Below are 17,977 nucleotides of genomic sequence, written 5' to 3' on the forward strand. Positions count from 1 at the left end.
ATGTAAAAAAGAAACAATGCCCGCAGCAAAAAGGCACATATTGGCCCCCCGCTACCGCACGATTGCATCGTGTGGTATAAAAGAATATACTCTTAAGTTCAAGGCTGCGCCTTCTTTGCTTTGTGAACCGCACGCCCGCGCCGAAAGCGGGCGGTTTGTGTCCCCCCCCCCCCGCAAAAAGCAAGCATTTGCTGCATGGACAGCAAGGTCAGGACATAAGCTATGGTCATGAAAACGCCTTTATCCAGCTGTTTTGTACGCAAAATGTGCCATCTTGCAACACTAAGCATATCTTCTGGCTGGGAAAGAATAAGTTCGACTAAGGTGGGCCGCTTACATCAAACCGAAGCGGCTAAACCTAAAGTCAGTTTATTTTTTAAAATCACCAATAAAACAATAATTAAAATGAGAAATTTAGTTTGTTTGATCGTGATCGCCATTTTTATGGCAAGTTGCTCCAAAGAGAAGTTTGCAGAAAGATCTGCTGACAATCATGGAGAAATCAAGCTCATAACATTAACAGCTGGTAGTAAGACTGGTGTAACCTTACTTGAATTTAGCAGTGTTGAGCATTATGAAGCAACAATTGCCTCTCTTGAGGCTCAGATGGAACAACATGAAAATGCCTTTTTAGCGGCATGGAGTAGTTTAAGTGATGATGCTTTAAATGCAAAAGAGGATGAAGTTGGTTTTGTTGACCATCAACCATTGATTAATTTTGAGAATTATTACAACATCCCTTTAACTTTGAGACAAGTTTACGTTGCTGCCGAGGAGTTATGGCTCAACAACGATGAACTCAACATTGAAACTTATCCCAAAAAGAAGTATCCATTCAGCCTTGTTGAAATGACTTTATTGAACGGCAACGGAGAAGTAAAAATCGGGGATAAAATCATTAAATTAACTGATAGAGGTTTTGTTGAAATCAGAAATCTTGATGTTGCAACACTGATCAGGATTAATGAAGGAGATGAAACCGCTTACAGCGAACCAACCGTAACCACCAATATTGAATTTGATGGAGGCGGTAAAGGCGAATGTACCAATTAGAAAGGGAGAGATTATCCGGATTATTATGCAACAGACCGTAAGGTTATCAAACATGTACATTTCCACAGTTATCCATGGAAAGGTGTTGGTTGTGCCGAAATCACTTCTTATAAGAAGCAGGGAAGCAGCTGGGAAAAATACAAAATGGATTTAGGAGTAGGTGTCCAATGCTCTTTCAGGGATGTGGATTGTAATAATGTTGCTTTTCAATGTTGGTCAGGCATGAAATATAAAAAAGCAAAAAGCATAGAAAAGAACTGCTCTTCATGGGGTGCCTTTCCACAATACAGGGCTGAAAAGAATGTATCAATTATTGGTTATTTTGAATATGCCAGTTATTCTAATCAAAATGTTCTGACATGGTAAGGATCTTAAAAATCGCATTGCTGGGCCTTCTGCTCAGCAATGCTTTCCTGAAAACAACTTTTGCGCAGGAGCAAATAGTTTATTATGAACTCTCTAAGTTTTCAAAATGGAGTTTTGTTGCCGGACCGGTATTATATAACAAGGCTGAACTTACTCCCCGGTATGGTAATCTTACTTTTGAAAATAAATCTATGTGGGGCTTTAATACAGGAGTGTTGTATGATTTCTATCCTGACAGGAAGTGGTCATTTCAAACGGGGTTGCTTGTTGCAAAAGAACCAATATACTCTGTAACCTTCAAAATATTAAAAGAAGATCTTTATTCTGAATATCAGGAGGATCTAATAGACAGTTACAGATCATATGCTCTTTATACTTTCTCATTTCCATTGTTTTTACATTTAAATTTACAAACAGGAAAAAAAACCTTTACATCATTTATAACGGGTTTTAAAGCAATGTATTTCCCTAATGGAAGTTCTGACCTTGTTGTATCAATTTCAAATGAAGAGCTTTCTGACTACAGAGAAATATTTGGATTAAAGCTAAAAAGTCCTGAGAACTCATTTCAGGGTAGTTTTGTAATTGGCACAGGGTTCTCTTATGCTTTAGAGAAAGTTCTTCTCAATGCAAACCTGATCTATGTAATGAACTTTCAGAATACAATTTCCGGAGAGTATCAATTTGCACACCTCTTTACATCGCCTGATACCAGAGGGTATTATGATCTGTCCGGGAATTATCTAGGATTACTTTTTACGGTAAGTTTGAAAAAAAGTAAAAAGCAATGAAAAGATGCTCCCCGCTACCGCACGATTCCACCGTGTGGTAACGAATAGAACACCCCCCACCCCCCTGCTGTACTGCCCGAATCCGTTTTTGCTGCTGTAAAAACCACGTTGTATTGTCCTGTTTTTCAGCACATTGAAAAAATGTTGAAAAAAAGTCCAAAATTTTTGATGCGATTTTGGCATTGAGTGGTACTAATAGATGTAAAAAAGAAACAATGCCCGCAGCAAAAAGGCACATATTGGCCCCCCGCTACCGCACGATTGCATCGTGTGGTATAAAAGAATATACTCTTAAGTTCAAGGCTGCGCCTTCTTTGCTTTGTGAACCGCACGCCCGCGCCGAAAGCGGGCGGTTTGTGTCCCCCCCCCCGCAAAAAGCAAGCATTTGCTGCATGGGCAGCAGGGTCAGGACATAAGCTATGGTCATGAAAACGCCTTTATCCAGCTGTTTTGTACGCAATATGTGCCATCTAGCAACACTAAGCATATCTTCTGGCTGGGAAAGAATAAGTTCGACTGAGGTGGGCCGCTTTGCTCAGGAGCGGCCTTACAGTTATGAAACTACCATATTATCACTTATAAATCAAATTACCATGAAAAGAAACCATAACAATCACATATTTTGTATAGCTATTATTGTTACGCTGTTCATCTTTCAGAGCTGCGACAAAGAAATCACAAGTGTCCGGCAAACCCAAAGCAACGAAACAAAAACAAAATCCGTCTATCAGAAACAACTTAAGAACCCCTACACGGTTGAAAATATGCAGGAAGCGCTCAACAACCTTTTAGACGGCCAGGGTGCTTATGAAATCACTCCATCGCACTACTATGTGAAGTTTATCCCATACGATGACGACGAACTGTCGTTGCTCAAAAACGATACATCTATATACCTGTATCAATATCCGCTTGATGTGGAGATCGAAGAAGGCTCGCTTACTTACCAGGATCCTGAAGTGCCGATTGGTCAGCCCACCTACCAATACACTTCTGTGCCTGTTGACTATGCGTTTCCTGATGTGGCATTCGAAATACTGGCAGAACTTTTTATTCCTGAATCAAGCGAGGAGGTGAAAGAGGAATTGCCGGTGCCGGTTGAAAAACTTGTGTATGAGGCTTTACGAATTACTGATAACCTCGGCGATGATAAAACGGCCAAATCAGGCCCATGGACACCATCCGGAACCATGCGGGTTTGGGATGACACACTCAATACCTTTGTTCCGATTGTTGGCCTCGAAGTTAGGGCCAGAAGGTGGTTTACAACCTATAAAGGAACCACCAACGAAAACGGCTATTATATCTGCGATGGCACTTTTGACCGGGAAGCCAATTATAGCCTGCAATTTGAGCGGTACGATTTTGAAATTCGCGATGGGTGGCTAAGCACGGCAAACATCAATGGCCCAAAGAAAAAGGGGCAGTGGAGTTTAGATATGGGCTCAGGAAAAGAAAAATTCTGGGCCACTATTTTCCGGGCTACCCACCATTATTACTACCAAGACATCCAGGGATTGCGACGGCCTCCTCAAAACAGCTTCTGGAACACACAACTCAAGCTAAGGGCGGTGTATGAAACAAACTCCAGCAATGGCACCCACTGTGCATCATGCAGGTTTCTGGGGTTGGGTAGTGCCATAAAAATTTATAACCCGCAAAACTCCTCAATGGAAATTTATGGCACGACTATTCATGAAATTGCCAATGCCAGCCATTGGAAAATGGACCCTGCTACTTACAATTGTCAATACGACAGCGATTGCTGGATTAATTGCTGCACCGGCGACCTCAAAGTTTCCGAATCGTGGGCCAGAGGGGTGCAATGGGTTCTGACCGGTATGGTTTACCCGCCAAATAGCATGGGTAATTATCCAAGTTATGATCCTGTAAATGGTGGATCTGTGCCAATTTACACAGGAGTAGTTCAAGATATGATAGACGGGATTGAAGGATACGATCAGGTAACCGGCTACACCATCAGGCAAATCGAGGATGCCCTATTAGGCCAACTTACATGGAACGCATGGCGTGATAACATTAAAAACCTTTACAACAATGCAACAGAAAACAATTTGGATGCTCTTTTTGCTCATTGGAATTAGTGTTTTGGCTTATTCCTGCGGGAAACATGTTAGTGCAGTAAAAACAATAACTTATGTTTATCGCAATAGTTCCGGGCAAGATTTGAATATAGAGGTTTACAATTCCGATGATGTCCTAAATAGAAACTATTATATTCCAAACAATAGCAGTATCGAGACTCACACCTCAAGATCGGAGACCATATCAATCTTCCCGAGCGGAGACTCGGTTGTGCTAAGGTTTACAGACGGTAGATGTATCCATTACTCAAAGAATAATAACGATAAGATCTTTAATGTTTCGCGTTATGATAATTATGATCCTGTATTAATGGAATACGGCAAACCAGTTACATACACCTTGTATTATACCATTACAGTGGCAGACTACAATGAATCGGTGGTTTGCCCATAAACTTTTGACCCTGTTGCCGCACGTTTTGTCGCGCGGCAACAGGGTTCGCAACAATCCGGCAAATCGAAGGTGCCTTGATAGGCCAACTCACATGGAACGCATGGAAAACGATTATTAAAAAGCTTTACTCCGCTACCGCACGATTGTATCGATTTGTAGCAGGGGGCAATAGCGCGGCAAAATCCGATCATTGTTAAAACAACAAAGAGGCTGTCTCATGCATTGCGACAGCCTCTTTGTTTAGCTCTATTGTGGAGAAGGTTTATTCGGCCTCTGTGCCACCGCTCACAGGCGCAGCCGAAAGGGCTTCGAGTTCTTTATCGATGTGGAACATACCGGCTTTATCGTCGCCCACGAGCTTAATTTTGTCGAGGATTTTCGACATGGTGCTTTCCTCTTCAATCTGTTCGTTGATGTACCACTGCAGGAAATTTCCGGTGGTGTAGTCTTTTTCGTTGAGGGTTACTTCGTAAATATCGTTGATGGAGCTGGTGATATAACGCTCGTGCTCCATCACCTGTTCGAACACCTCTTTCAGGCTGTGGTAACCCACCTCTGGAGCAGGAAGCGGCATAAGGGTAGCATAACCGCCGCGGTCGTTAATGTAATGCACGATCTTAAGCTGATGCATGCGCTCTTCGTCGCTCTGACGATACAGGAATGCGGCTGCGCCCGGATAGCCGTTGGCTTCGCACCAGCTGGCCATGGCAAGGTATAGCCTGGAAGAGAATTCTTCGCGCTTTACCTGTTCATTGAGGGCAGTTTCGATGGTTTTCTTGATCATAGCTTTGTGTTTTTTGATTTCAGACTTTCAACAAACACAGATGTGATAGGTTGTCGGCTGCTAATGAAATTTGTGTTAAAATTTATTTCAGCGCATTGGCGCCAGCCACAATTTCCAGAATTTCCTTGGTGATGGCAGCCTGGCGGGCCTTGTTGTAGCTAAGCTTGAGGTGACGAAGCATTTCGGTGGCATTGTCGGTGGCTTTGTGCATGGCAATCATGCGGGCGCCGTTTTCCGAGGCCAGGCTGTCGAGTATCACTTTGAACACCTGCGTACGCAAGGTCTTGGGCACCAGCTCATTCAAAATCTGGGCACCATCCGGTTCGAACAAATATTCGATGGTAGCTTTTTGTTTACTTTCGTCCACTACCGGGAGCTGGATGGGCAGAAACTGCTCAACGACGACCATCTGGCTGCTGGCACTTTTGAACTGACTGTACACGAACACAATTTTGTCGTAGGTTCCATTGAGAAAGCTCTCCATGAGGTGATCAGCCAAAGCTGCAACTGATTCATAATTCAGCTTGTCGAGCAGGTTGTTGTGTGTAGCCGTTACAGGGTATTTGCGGTTTTTGAAAAACTCGTCGCCTTTTCGTCCGATACACATCAGTTCGAGCTGGTTGTTCTGCTGGTGTGCGCTTAGCTCGTCGGATATGAGTTTTGCAGCAGTGCGGATGACATTGGTATTGAAGGTACCGCACAGCCCCCTGTTGGAGGTAACGGGTATGACGAGCACCTTGCCGCCTTCGCGCTGTTCGGCCTGGGGCAGCGTGAATCCTGCAGGCAGGCCGCCCACAATTTGCTGCATCATCTCCTTGAGCTTGGTGGCATACGGACGCATGGTGCCAATAGCTTGCTGCGATTTGCGCAGCTTGGCAGCAGCCACCATCTTCATGGCACTGGTGATCTGCTTGGTGCTGTTGACCGATTCGATGCGCGTCCTGACTTCCTTCAGACTGGGCATGGGTGAGGATTATTTTTCGTAACGTGCTGCTATTTTTTTGGCTGCTTCGGTGAGGGTATTCACTATTTCGTCGGTGTATTTGCCTGCCTTGAGCTGGCTGAGCACATCGGCATGGTTGTCGTCGAGATAGTGCAGAAACTCATCCTGGAAGGCACTGATGGCATTCACAGGCACCCGGCGAAGCAGGTTATTGGTGCCGCAGAAGATGATAGCAATCTGGTGTTCCACCTTCATTGGGCTGTATTGGGGTTGTTTGAGGATTTCGAGGTTGCGTTTGCCCTTTTCGAGCACGGCGGTAGTGGCAGCATCAAGGTCGGAGCTGAATTTACTGAAGGCTTCGAGTTCGCGGTATTGTGCCTGGTCGAGTTTGAGGGTGCCGGCAACTTTTTTCATTGATTTGATCTGTGCATTACCCCCCACACGCGAAACCGAGATACCCACGTTGATGGCCGGGCGGATGCCTGAGTTGAACAGGTTGGTTTCGAGGAAGATCTGGCCGTCGGTAATCGAAATTACGTTGGTAGGGATATATGCAGAAACGTCGCCGGCCTGGGTTTCGATGACCGGCAGTGCTGTGAGCGATCCGCCGCCTTTAACCATTGGCCTGATGCTTTCGGGCAGGTCGTTCATATTGCGGGCAATCTCGTCGGAGTTGATGATTTTTGCGGCGCGTTCGAGCAGGCGCGAGTGCAGGTAGAATACGTCGCCTGGATAGGCTTCACGTCCGGGCGGGCGGCGCAGCAGCAGCGACACTTCGCGGTAGGCCACGGCCTGCTTGCTGAGGTCGTCGTAGATGACGAGCGCCGGGCGGCCTGTGTCGCGGAAAAACTCGCCAATAGCGGCGCCGGCAAAAGGCGCATAAAACTGCATGGCGGCCGGATCGGAAGCCGTGGCCGAAACGATCACAGTGTAAGGCATGGCGCCTTTGTCCTCGAGGGTCTTCTGGATATTGGCTACTGTGCTGCCCTTCTGGCCCACAGCCACATAGATGCAATACACAGGTTCGCCACGTTCGTAATACTCACGCTGGTTGATGATGGTGTCGATGGCAATGGCGGTTTTTCCTGTCTGGCGGTCGCCGATGATGAGCTCGCGCTGTCCGCGCCCAATGGGAATCATGGCGTCGATGGCCTTGATACCGGTTTGCAGGGGTTCGTTCACCGGCTGGCGGAATATTACGCCGGGGGCTTTGCGCTCGAGGGGCATTTCGTAGGTTTCGCCTGTTATCTCGCCTTTACCATCTATGGGCTGCCCGAGTGTATTGATAACGCGTCCGAGCATACCTTCGCCCACTTTGATGGAAGCAATACGGCCGGTGCGTTTCACCACGTCGCCTTCGTTGAGGCCGGTGCCTGAACCAAGCAGTACTACACCCACATTGTCTTCTTCGAGGTTGAGCACAATGCCCATCATGCCAGTCTTCTCGAACATGACCAGTTCGCCCGATTCGGCATTTCCCATGCCATACACACGTGCAATACCGTCGCCCACCTGGAGCACGGTGCCCACTTCCTCGAGCTGGGCAGCAGTTTCGAATCCGGATAATTCTTTACGAAGTATAGCGGTAACTTCAGCGGGTTTAATGATTCCCATATGTTTAGCTTTGTCTTGTTTTAATATTCCCTGATGTATAGGTTTTTCCTGAATTTTGCCCTGAGCCGTTTAAGCATCGTGTCCACACTGCCATCGTAAAGGTAGTCCTCGATGCGGATTTTGAATCCGCCGATGATGGCGGGATCAATATGTTCTTCGATGATTACGGATTTGTGGGTTTTTTGAGCGGCAAGTGCTGCAATTTTTTGTTTGGTGCCTTCGTCAACAGGTATGGCAGTGGTTAGCATTGCTTTCACCTGGTTGTGGTGTTCCAGATACACTTCATCGAAGCGGGCGGCAATGCCGGGGATTTCCTTTTCGCGTCCTTTGCGGAAAAGGATATCGAAATAGGTGAGGGTGATGGGATGGATGTGCTGTCCGAAGATATCGCGGAAGATGCGCCGTTTTTTAGCCGGTGTGATGGTCGGATTGATCATCGGAATTCTGAGCTCGTGGTGGTTTTCGTCCATCACCTGATTGATGAGCTTCACATCCTGATACACCCTTTCGAGCTGGTTTTGCTCAAGGGCGATGTCGTAAAGCGCCTGGGCGTAGCGTTTGTGCAGTATGCCTGATTTCATGGCCTGGTGCGGGGTTGTAGGTTACGACAGGTGTTGCTTTTCGCTGAGCACCTTTTCGATGAACGACTGATGGTCTTTGGGGGTTTGGATTTTTTCGCGCAGGATGCGTTCGGCCACTTCGATGGAGATCTCGGCAATCTGGTTTTTCATCTCGGTGATGGCGGCCATGCGCTCGTTTTCCATGCGTTCGCGTGCCGAGGCCACAATGCGTTCGGCCTCTTCGTTGCCCCGCTGACGGGCTTCGTCGAGCAGTTTGTCGCGCACTTTTTTGGCATCGGCCAGCAGCTGGTCGCGTTCTTCTTTGGCCTGCCGCAGCAACTCCTCGTTGTCGAGCTTGAGTTTTTTCATCTCTTCGCGGGCAATATCCGCAGCGCGCAGGGCTTCTTCGATGTGCATCTCACGCTCTTTGAGTGCCTGCATGATGGCCGGCCATGCAAATTTGCGAAGCACAAATAGTACCACGCCGAATGCGAGCAACATCCAGAATACCAGTCCGATTCCCGGGTTAACAAGTTCCATAATTCAGTTAATGTTGGCTTGTATTATGTGCTAACAGAATAATTCAAAAAAAGGGTTCCGGCCTCAACCAACCGTTGATCGCCGGAAACCATTGGTTTTTACATGAATACGATAAGCAGACACACTACGATGGCGAAGAACGCTACACCTTCGATGAATGCGGCTGTTACGATCATGCTCGAACGGATGTCGCCTGCTGCTTCGGGCTGACGGGCAATCGACTCAACCGAACCACGGCCGATCTGGCTGATGCCCATTCCGGCACCAATAACGGCAATGCTGGCTGCGATGGCTGCGGCTGCCTTGGCAATAGGGGCAAGATCCGTTGCTGCTTCGAGTAAGATGCTTAATAACTGCATGATAGATTGGTATTAAGGGTTATAAAAAAGTTTCTTTAATGATGTTCTGCGGCATGGGCATGGTCTTCGTGGTGATGCTCCTCAACCGCCGAACCGATATACATGGCCGACAACAAGGTGAACACGAAGGCCTGGATGAATGCCACCAGCAATTCGACAAAATTCATAAAGATGGCCAGCACCACCGAAAGCACGGAGATACCGTAGCCGGCAAATACGTTGGTCTGGCCGAATACAAAAATGAGGCTGATAAAACCAAGAATGATGATGTGACCGGCAGTGATGTTGGCAAAGAGACGCACCATGAGCACAAACGGCTTGATGAACATCCCCACCAACTCGATGATGGGCATGAGTGGAAGCGGAAACTTGAGCCACCATGGCACACCAGGGGTGTTGAAAATGTGCGCCCAGTAGTTTTTGTTGGCCCGGATAATGATGGTAAGAAAAGTGAACAGGGCAAGTATGCCTGTCACCGCCAGGTTGCCTGTCAGGTTGGCCCCAAAGGGAAAAATGGGAATGAGCCCCATCAGATTGTTGAAAAAGATGAAAAAGAACAGGGTGAGCAGGTAAGGTGCAAATCTTTCGTAATGTTTCTCGCCAATGGAAGCTTTGATCACTTCGTCGCGGATAAAGATGATGAGGGGTTCGAGAATGGCCTGAAATCCGCGGGGTGCATGCCTGCGCGTTTTCCTGTACATGCGGGCCACATAGAGGAAGATAAGGATAACGAGCGCAGAAGCGATGAACAGGCCGAGCACGTTCTTGGTGATCGAAAAATCAAGGGGACGGATGTATGAACCATCGGCAGCACGGCGGACAATCTTTCCTTTGAGTGCGCCCTCGGTGGCAAGTTCGTAGCCTTTGTAGCTCTCGGTGCCGTGATGAAACTTTGCGCTGCTGAAAATGTGCCACTGGCCTTCGTCGTACAATATCACCGGCAAGGGGATGCTCACATGGGTATGCCCTATCGAGAGGATGTGCCATTCGTAGGCGTCCACAATGTGCGAGATGATCATCTCGCCGGCATTGAAGCCCTCCTCTCCGTGTCCTCCTCCTGCATAGGCATGCGGAGCGGATGAAAACAATGAGGCAAAAAGAACAAACAGATAAATCCTAACTCTCTTTATATCAAATATTTTCATTGTGTACAGGAGGCTTTTCGACTTACTGGTTTGAAGGTGCAATTTTACGGAAGAATTTGGAATTAGGAAAGCTAAAAATCCCAAAATGTTTGAAAAACAGCCTTTTTGCCGGCATTGATGAGTGGTTTCCGGGCCGGAACAGTTAAAAATTGGCATGCCCTTGCTTTAGCCCATCAGGTTTTTGTATCTTAAGGCACTGAATCAGAAACCATTTTGCCATGAAAAACATTTACACCCTGTTGCTGGTTTTTATTGCTGCCATTTGCGGATCGTGCAGCGGCGGACGGCCTGACGAAAGCCCCGGGCAGACCGACCTGGATCGCGAGCGCGAAAAAGTGGAGAATGTCCTCGAAAAGTATATGATAGCCATCGAAAATCAGGACTTCAAAGCCATAGAAAATATTTGGGAAAGTGGCGACAGCGCCATGTTGCTGGGCACCGACAGCGACGAACGACTGATGGGCTGGCACAGCATCCGGAATGCCTACCGCAAACAATTCGGGCTGATCAACGACACTTATATTGCTGTAAAAGATCAGTTTATACGGCTAAGCAATGACGGCAGGACGGCCTGGTTTTCGCAGCGGATGAATTACAGCTTCATGTATGAGGATAAGGCCATGAACTTCGACGGCATCCGTTTTACCGGAGTGCTCACCAAAAACGAGGACGGACAGTGGAAGATGGTGCAGGGCCACCTTTCGGTGCCTGCCCAGATCAATCTGGGTAAATAAAGCCGCAGAAGCCGATCATTTTCATGCAGGCTTGGGAAAAATTATTTCGCCCGATCAGTGCGCCTGTTGTTCCTATTTCCTGAAGCAATCCATGGCAGGCAGGGCTTTGCCCTCAAAGTCCCACAAGGCCTGGTTTTCCCAGCTCGAACCATTGGTTGCTGCGGGGCCTTTGTAGCTCACCCATTCTGCACCCCAGTAGCAAAAGCCTGTGGCTCCTGCCTCCTCGGCAAGCTGCCTGATCCGGCAGACAAAGTCGCGCTGGCCCTGAGGTGTGGCCGGATATCCGGGCAGAAGCTGCTCGGGCTGGCCAATCACGTTGTGCGTATTGTCGTTCCATTGCAGGCTGAAAGGATAGGCCGTTTCGGCCACAATCACTTCGCGGCCGGTTTGGGCTTTAAGCTGGCGGATGGTCTGGCTCAAGGTTTCGAGGCTGGTGCCATGCCAATAGGGATAATAGCTCAATCCGGCCAGGTCGTAACTGATTTCGCTGAGGCGACCAAAGAACTCCGGCGCTCCGTCGATGCCGGCATAATGCAGGATTATCCTGCTTCCCGGGTTTGCTGCCCTGACCGCCGAAACTCCGGCCTGGAGCAATTGCACAAATGCCTGGTGGTTAGCCGATGAACCATCGGGCCACAAAAACCCGCCGTTGATTTCGTTGCCCACCTGGATGTATTCGGGCCGGATCGTTTTTGTGATGCGATAGGTAAAATCGTACACACTGTCGCGAAGCGCATCGAATGGTATGCCCTGCCAGGCGGCTGGTTTTTGCTGGTTTCCCGGGTCGGCCCAGGTATCGGAGTAGTGCAGGCTTAGCATGACGCGCAGCTCAAGTTGCCGGCAGCGTTCAGCCCGACCGGCCACCACCTGCGGCGACGAAACCGGATGTGCCTGATGATTCCAGACCCTGATTCTTATGGTGTTCACACCGGCTTTTTGCAGTGTCGCAAGCGGATCCTCGGCTTTGCCGGCACTGTTGCGGAGCACATATCCTGAGGCTTCAATATCAGGCAGAAACGACACATCTGCGCCACGCACAAACAGGTCCACTTTTTCTTCCGACCTGCGGCAGGCCGGCAACATCAGGATGCCAATGGCCAGGCTGCAGATGGCCAGCAATCGGAACATCGTCATATCAATGGCCTGGTGAGGGCGTCGACGGTAAGTTTCAACGCTTCCTAGTGTGTTATCGGACTGGTTTTGAAATACTTATTGTACTTGCTGCTATCAAAAAAATAGGGTCTGTCCCACTGCGCCCTCACGTCGTACAATTCCCTGAGCACGGGCACAAACACGCCCAGCATACGCATCATCGGAGCAGGTAAGGTATTCACCCTGGCCGGTTTGTTGAGCAAGCCGGCAATCAGGGCTGTCCATTCGCGACCGGTGGGGCAATGGCTGTGGGTGGGCAGGTTCCATATCTGGTTGTATGCTTCGGGGGTATTGCCAAGCAAGGCTGTGGCCTGTGCAAGTTCAGGCGCATAGCCCATGTTGTGGGGCATATCGGCATTGCAGATCCACTGGGCTGCCTTGCCTTTGGCCAGGTTGTCGTACACCATGATCATGAGCATGCTCGTTTGTTTCATGGGACCAAAAAAATCGGGTGAGCGCACAATCATGGCATCAAGCTTGCCTTTGTCCACCAGGCCTTGGATGTACATATCCACAAAAGCCCTCACCTCACCCTTTTTGCTTGAGGGTTTGATGGGGGTTTGCTCGGTTATCTGCCCGAAATGAGCCGGATCGAGGGCATACACGTTGTCGAAAAACACCAGTTTACACTTGTGCATCATGCAAGCCTCGGCCACATTGCGGATGAGCACCGGCCAATATTTCTGCCACACGCTTGTTTTGTATTCCAGCCCGACGGTGAGGTAGCAGATGCTGCTGCCCTCGACAGCCATTCTGGCTTCGGCCGCATTGGTCAGGTCGGCCCGGTGGAGCATATCGGTGGGGTTAACCTTGCGGGGATTGCGGCCCACAAGCCGGATGTTTCCGGTGAAAGAGGTCAGGTGAATGGCCAGGGAGGTTCCGATGGGACCACCGGCGCCCAGAATGGTCTGTGTCATAACTTAGGATTGGATTGATTGCATCTGATTGATTTACAAAGTGGGATAGAAAGCATCTTCGATATGATGTACGGTTTTGCCCTGTGGGCTGATGATGACCGAGATGATGTCGAAGCGGGTGTCGAGGTTCAGGTCGTGCTTCATGATGTAGGCTTCGGCAGCCCGGATAAGGATACGCTGTTTGGCTTTGTTGACGGCAAATTCGGGCTCACCATACCAGTTTGTGGCCCTGGTTTTCACCTCGATGATCACCAGGGTATCCTTGTCGCGGGCGATGATGTCGATTTCGTCGCGTCCGAAACGCCAATTGGTCTCCAGAATTTCGTAATCCATCGCCCTAAGATGTTTGAGGGCCATTTCTTCCCCGGTTTTGCCGAGGTCGTTGTGTTCGGCCATGAGTAAAGAAAATGGGGAGTTTGGTTGTTACAAAATGAAAAGTCTTCCTTGCCACAAAGCTATAAAAAAATTCAGGTTAGTCCAAGCCAGCATAATTCAATGTGGCCCCATCGAGGTTTACCGAAAGCCGGACTTTGGCACCCAGCAAAAGGGGCTGTTGCTGACTGATATGTCCGGCCGGAAAGCCAAAGCAAACGGGATAATGGTAGGCATCGGTGTGCTGGCGGATGATTTCTTCGGCTGTGCAGCCAAAGGGTATGTGGTTGTCTTTCATATCTGTAAATGCGCCAACCACCAGGCCGGCCAGTGGGGCCAGCAGGCCGGCACGCTTCAGCGAAAGCACCATGCGGTCAATGTGGTAAAGGTATTCGTCCACGTCCTCGATGAACAGGATTGTTCCTTCAGGGTCGGGCAAAGTGCGCGAGCCTTTCAGGGCATAAAGTATCGAAAGATTGCCTCCCGCAAGTATGCCTTCGGCAGTTCCGCAACGGTTAAGCTCGTGGACCGGTATGGCTGTGCCTTGCGGCTTGTGTTCGAGAAACTGCCGAAGCAGGTGGAATGCAGGTGCATCGTCGGGTCCGAAATTGAACGGCATGGGGGCATGCAGGCTTGCCAGACCCAATGCCTGAAGCCTGGCATGAAACACAGTGATATCCGAAAAACCCACCAGCCATTTTGGCCGCTCGTACAAAATCCCGAAGTCTATTTCGTCCACAATGCGCAGGCTGCCATAACCTCCGCGTGTGCAAAAAACGGCCTTCACCGTTGGGTCGTCTATCATTGCCTGCAAATGCCGGGCACGCTGTGCATCAGTTCCGCCAAACTGATGATGACGGGCAAAACATACCTCGTCGGTTCTGACTTTCCAGCCGGAATCGGAAGCAAAACGGATAAAATGCGACACTTCGGCCGGTGCAACGAACCGTGCCGGCGAAACCAGGGCAACAGTATCGCCCTTTTGGAGCGGGGGTGGCAATATCATTGGAGGCTATTCTCTACCTTTGCAAAAATTTTCCAATAACCTCATTCTTTGCAGAATGGAAACCAAAAGTAAACAATTCCGGCGCTACACCGTGACTTCGGCCCTGCCCTACGCCAATGGTCCCATCCACATCGGGCACCTGGCCGGGGTGTATGTGCCGGCCGACATCTACGTGCGTTACCTCAGGCTCAAAGGCGAAGAAGTGCTTTTTATCGGCGGCAGCGACGAGCACGGGGTGCCCATCACCATCAAAGCACGCCAGCAAGGTGTGAGCCCGCAGGAAGTAGTGGACAAATACCACAACATCATCAAAGCGTCGTTTGAAGAATTCGGTATTTCGTTCGATGTATATTCGCGCACTTCGGCCCCAATCCACCACCAGACGGCCGCCGATTTTTTCAGCAGGCTTTACGAAAAAGGGGTGTTTATCGAGCAGTCGTCGCAGCAGTATTTCGATGAGGAAGCAGGGCAGTTTCTGGCCGACCGTTATATCACCGGCACCTGTCCACATTGCAGTTTCGAGAAGGCCTACGGTGACCAGTGCGAGCGCTGCGGCACCTCGCTCAGTCCGCTCGATCTCATCAATCCGCGCTCGGCCCTGAGTGGCAATGCGCCTGTGCTCAAAGAAACAAAACACTGGTATCTGCCCCTCGACAAGGCCGAACCCTGGCTGCGCGAATGGATACTGGAGGGCCACAAAGACGACTGGAAAACAAATGTGTACGGCCAGTGCAAATCGTGGATCGACCAGGGTTTGCAGCCCAGGGCGGTAACCCGCGACCTCGACTGGGGTGTGAAAGTGCCTTTGCCCGGCACCGAAGGCAAAGTATTGTATGTGTGGTTCGACGCACCTATCGGCTACATCTCGGCCACCCGCGAATGGGCACAGACACAGGGCAAAGACTGGGAGCCCTGGTGGAAAAACGACGACACCAAGCTGGTGCATTTCATCGGCAAGGACAATATCGTGTTTCACTGCATCATTTTCCCTTTCATGCTTCGCAGCGAGGGCAGTTTCATCCTGCCCGACAATGTGCCGGCCAACGAATTTCTGAACCTCGAAAACGACAAGATCTCCACCTCGCGCAACTGGGCCGTATGGCTGCACGAATACCTGAACGACTTTCCGGGAAAGCAGGATGTGCTGCGCTACGTGCTCACCGCCAATGCGCCCGAAACCAAAGACAGCGATTTTACCTGGAAAGACTTTCAGGCACGCAACAACAGCGAGCTGCTGGCCATCTACGGCAATTTTGTGAACCGCACACTGGTGCTCACCCAAAAATATTTCGGCGGCACCGTGCCCCAGCCCCAGGCCCTCAGCGACACGGATAAGGAGCTGCTTGCTGCCATACGAAACACCGCCGCAAACATTGGCCAAAGCATAGAGAACTACCGTTTCCGCGAAGCGCTCAACGAGCTGATGAACCTGGCACGGGCCGGCAACAAATACCTCACCGACAACGAACCCTGGAAACTCATCAAAACAGATGCCGGAAGGGTGCAGACCATACTTTACGTATCGCTGCAGGTGGTGGCCGGTCTGATGCTGCTCAGCGAACCTTTCCTGCCTTTCAGTGCACAAAAGTTGTCGGGCATGATCCGCCTTAAACTCAGCAAATGGCAGGACGCTGAAGCCGCAGAGCTGTTGCCTGCCGGACATGTGCTGGGCGAACCGGGCTACCTCTTCGAAAAAATTGAAGACGCAGCCATTGAGGCTCAGGTGAACAAACTGCTCGAAACCCGCAAAGCCAACGAACAAAAGACAGCCCCGGCTGTGAAGCCTCAGAAAGAACCGATCAGCTACGACGACTTTGCACGCATGGACATCCGCACAGCCGTGATCGAACATGCCGAAAGTGTGCCCAAAGCCAAAAAACTGCTCAAACTGACCGTAAACACCGGCATCGACCGGCGAATCATCGTCAGTGGTATTGCCGAGCACTACAAACCCGAAGAAATCATCGGCAAAAAAGTGGTGATGCTGGTCAACATGGCCCCACGCGAAATTCGCGGAATCCTGTCGCAGGGCATGATCCTGATGGCCGAAAACAACGAAGGTAAACTCTGTTTTGTGTCACCCACCGAGGACTTTCATCCCGGAAGCGAAGTAAAATAGCCACATATCCCATGGAAAACGCACTCGAACAACTCAGGCGATACACCCGGGTGGTAGCCGATACAGGCGATTTTGAAAGCATGCGCATCTATCAGCCCGAAGATGCCACCACCAACCCTTCGCTCATCCTGCAATCGGCTGCCGATGAGCGGTATGCCCATCTGGTTGACGAAGCTGTGGCGGCAGCCCGAAAAATGAATACCCCCAGGGAGGCCCGTCTGGCCGCCTGCCTCGACATGCTGGCCGTGAATTTTGGCCTCGAAATTCTGAAGATTGTCCCCGGCAGGGTCTCAACAGAGGTGGATGCACGGCTTTCGTTCGACAGCCAGGCCACCATTGCCAAGGCCCGCCACCTCATTGCGTTGTACGAAGCAGCTGGTTTTGACCGCCAGCGCATCCTGATCAAGATTGCCTCCACCTGGGAAGGCATCAGGGCAGCCGAAGTGCTCGAAAAGGAAGGCATACACACCAACCTGACCCTGCTCTTTTCAAAGATTCAGGCGGTGGCTTGTGCCGAAGCCGGGGTGCAGCTCATCTCGCCCTTCGTAGGACGAATTCTCGACTGGTACAAAGCTTTCCGCAAGGTGGATCACATTCCCGCCGAAGAAGATCCCGGTGTGATCTCGGTGACCGAAATCTTCAACTATTACAAGCACTTCGGCTATCGCACCGAAGTGATGGGGGCAAGTTTCCGCAACAGTGGCGAAATACTGGCCCTTGCCGGATGCGACCTGCTTACCATTGCCCCGTCGTTGCTGGCCGAACTGCAACAGATGAACACAGCTGTGGAGCCAAAGTTGGATGCCTCGCGCGCTAAATCGATGCCTGTTGAACGCATGGCGGCCGACGAAAAACACTTCAGGTGGCTGCTCAACGAAGATGCCATGGCTACCGAAAAACTTGCTGAGGGTATCCGTCGGTTTGCCGCCGACACCCGCAAGCTGGAACAAATGGTCGAGCCGCGTTTGTTTGCATGATGCCTTTTTGCTGAAACTTGCAAAATTGCTTACCTTTGCAGCCTGT

Annotated in this window: 18 protein-coding genes; 7 read left to right on the forward strand and 11 right to left on the reverse strand. The window is 49.9% G+C overall.

What is annotated here, in order from left to right; all coding sequences use genetic code 11:
* Positions 1-228: 228 nt before the first annotated feature.
* The 4 genes from IPM52_09190 to IPM52_09205 all read left to right on the forward strand — a co-directional run bounded on the left by IPM52_09190 (position 229) and on the right by IPM52_09205 (position 4,315).
* Positions 229-1,053, forward strand: coding sequence for a hypothetical protein (locus tag IPM52_09190; protein ID MBK9291785.1), 825 nt, complete (start codon positions 229-231; stop codon positions 1,051-1,053).
* Positions 1,054-1,197: 144 nt separating this feature from the next.
* Positions 1,198-1,419 carry a hypothetical protein gene (locus IPM52_09195; protein MBK9291786.1) on the forward strand — a complete coding sequence of 74 codons (222 nt, stop codon included), beginning with the start codon at positions 1,198-1,200 and terminating at the stop codon, positions 1,417-1,419.
* Entirely contained in the window at positions 1,413-2,210 is a 798-nt protein-coding gene (locus IPM52_09200) for a hypothetical protein (GenBank protein ID MBK9291787.1), read from the forward strand. Before IPM52_09195 ends, IPM52_09200 begins: the two co-directional genes overlap by 7 nt.
* Before the next feature lie 425 nt (positions 2,211-2,635).
* Positions 2,636-4,315 (forward strand): hypothetical protein, encoded by a 1,680-nt coding sequence (locus tag IPM52_09205; GenBank protein MBK9291788.1) that lies wholly within the window; start codon positions 2,636-2,638, stop codon positions 4,313-4,315.
* Positions 4,316-4,971: 656 nt separating this feature from the next.
* Here IPM52_09205 and IPM52_09210 read toward each other — a convergent pair.
* From IPM52_09210 to atpB, 7 genes are all read right to left on the reverse strand, one after another.
* On the reverse strand, positions 4,972-5,493 hold the full coding sequence (locus tag IPM52_09210) for a ferritin (protein ID MBK9291789.1): 522 nt from the start codon (positions 5,491-5,493) through the stop codon (positions 4,972-4,974).
* An 82-nt stretch (positions 5,494-5,575) separates the two neighbouring features.
* Entirely contained in the window at positions 5,576-6,457 is an 882-nt protein-coding gene (atpG, locus tag IPM52_09215; GenBank protein MBK9291790.1) for an ATP synthase F1 subunit gamma, read from the reverse strand.
* Between the two features lie 9 nt (positions 6,458-6,466).
* Positions 6,467-8,050, reverse strand: coding sequence for a F0F1 ATP synthase subunit alpha (locus IPM52_09220; protein ID MBK9291791.1), 1,584 nt, complete (start codon positions 8,048-8,050; stop codon positions 6,467-6,469).
* Positions 8,051-8,070: 20 nt separating this feature from the next.
* Positions 8,071-8,631, reverse strand: a complete 561-nt coding sequence (gene atpH / locus IPM52_09225; GenBank protein ID MBK9291792.1) for an ATP synthase F1 subunit delta — start codon at positions 8,629-8,631, stop codon at positions 8,071-8,073.
* A gap of 21 nt (positions 8,632-8,652) precedes the next feature.
* Positions 8,653-9,150 (reverse strand): F0F1 ATP synthase subunit B, encoded by a 498-nt coding sequence (gene atpF, locus IPM52_09230; GenBank protein MBK9291793.1) that lies wholly within the window; start codon positions 9,148-9,150, stop codon positions 8,653-8,655.
* A gap of 98 nt (positions 9,151-9,248) precedes the next feature.
* Positions 9,249-9,509, reverse strand: coding sequence for an ATP synthase F0 subunit C (gene atpE / locus IPM52_09235; GenBank protein MBK9291794.1), 261 nt, complete (start codon positions 9,507-9,509; stop codon positions 9,249-9,251).
* A 35-nt stretch (positions 9,510-9,544) separates the two neighbouring features.
* A complete protein-coding gene (atpB, locus tag IPM52_09240) occupies positions 9,545-10,639 on the reverse strand; it encodes a F0F1 ATP synthase subunit A (GenBank protein MBK9291795.1) in 1,095 nt (364 codons plus the stop codon).
* Positions 10,640-10,872: 233 nt separating this feature from the next.
* Here atpB and IPM52_09245 point away from each other — a divergent pair, with 233 nt between their 5' ends.
* Positions 10,873-11,388 (forward strand): nuclear transport factor 2 family protein, encoded by a 516-nt coding sequence (locus IPM52_09245; protein ID MBK9291796.1) that lies wholly within the window; start codon positions 10,873-10,875, stop codon positions 11,386-11,388.
* 72 nt (positions 11,389-11,460) lie between these two features.
* Here the strand turns inward: IPM52_09245 and IPM52_09250 are convergent, their stop codons facing one another.
* From IPM52_09250 to IPM52_09265, 4 genes are all read right to left on the reverse strand, one after another.
* Complete coding sequence (locus tag IPM52_09250; protein ID MBK9291797.1) at positions 11,461-12,516, reverse strand: glycosyl hydrolase 53 family protein; 1,056 nt, start codon at positions 12,514-12,516, stop codon at positions 11,461-11,463.
* Between the two features lie 50 nt (positions 12,517-12,566).
* Positions 12,567-13,457 (reverse strand): NAD-dependent epimerase/dehydratase family protein, encoded by an 891-nt coding sequence (locus tag IPM52_09255; protein ID MBK9291798.1) that lies wholly within the window; start codon positions 13,455-13,457, stop codon positions 12,567-12,569.
* A gap of 33 nt (positions 13,458-13,490) precedes the next feature.
* Positions 13,491-13,853, reverse strand: coding sequence for a YraN family protein (locus IPM52_09260; GenBank protein ID MBK9291799.1), 363 nt, complete (start codon positions 13,851-13,853; stop codon positions 13,491-13,493).
* Between the two features lie 76 nt (positions 13,854-13,929).
* Positions 13,930-14,835, reverse strand: coding sequence for an LD-carboxypeptidase (locus tag IPM52_09265; GenBank protein MBK9291800.1), 906 nt, complete (start codon positions 14,833-14,835; stop codon positions 13,930-13,932).
* A 55-nt stretch (positions 14,836-14,890) separates the two neighbouring features.
* Here IPM52_09265 and metG point away from each other — a divergent pair, with 55 nt between their 5' ends.
* Together metG and tal are read left to right on the forward strand one after the other, a co-directional pair.
* Positions 14,891-16,954, forward strand: a complete 2,064-nt coding sequence (gene metG / locus IPM52_09270; GenBank protein ID MBK9291801.1) for a methionine--tRNA ligase — start codon at positions 14,891-14,893, stop codon at positions 16,952-16,954.
* 11 nt (positions 16,955-16,965) lie between these two features.
* On the forward strand, positions 16,966-17,931 hold the full coding sequence (gene tal / locus IPM52_09275) for a transaldolase (protein MBK9291802.1): 966 nt from the start codon (positions 16,966-16,968) through the stop codon (positions 17,929-17,931).
* The last annotated feature ends 46 nt before the right edge of the window (positions 17,932-17,977 follow it).

It is taken from the genome of Bacteroidota bacterium (genome assembly GCA_016715945.1).
Taxonomy (GTDB): Bacteria; Bacteroidota; Bacteroidia; order Bacteroidales; family F082; genus JALNZU01.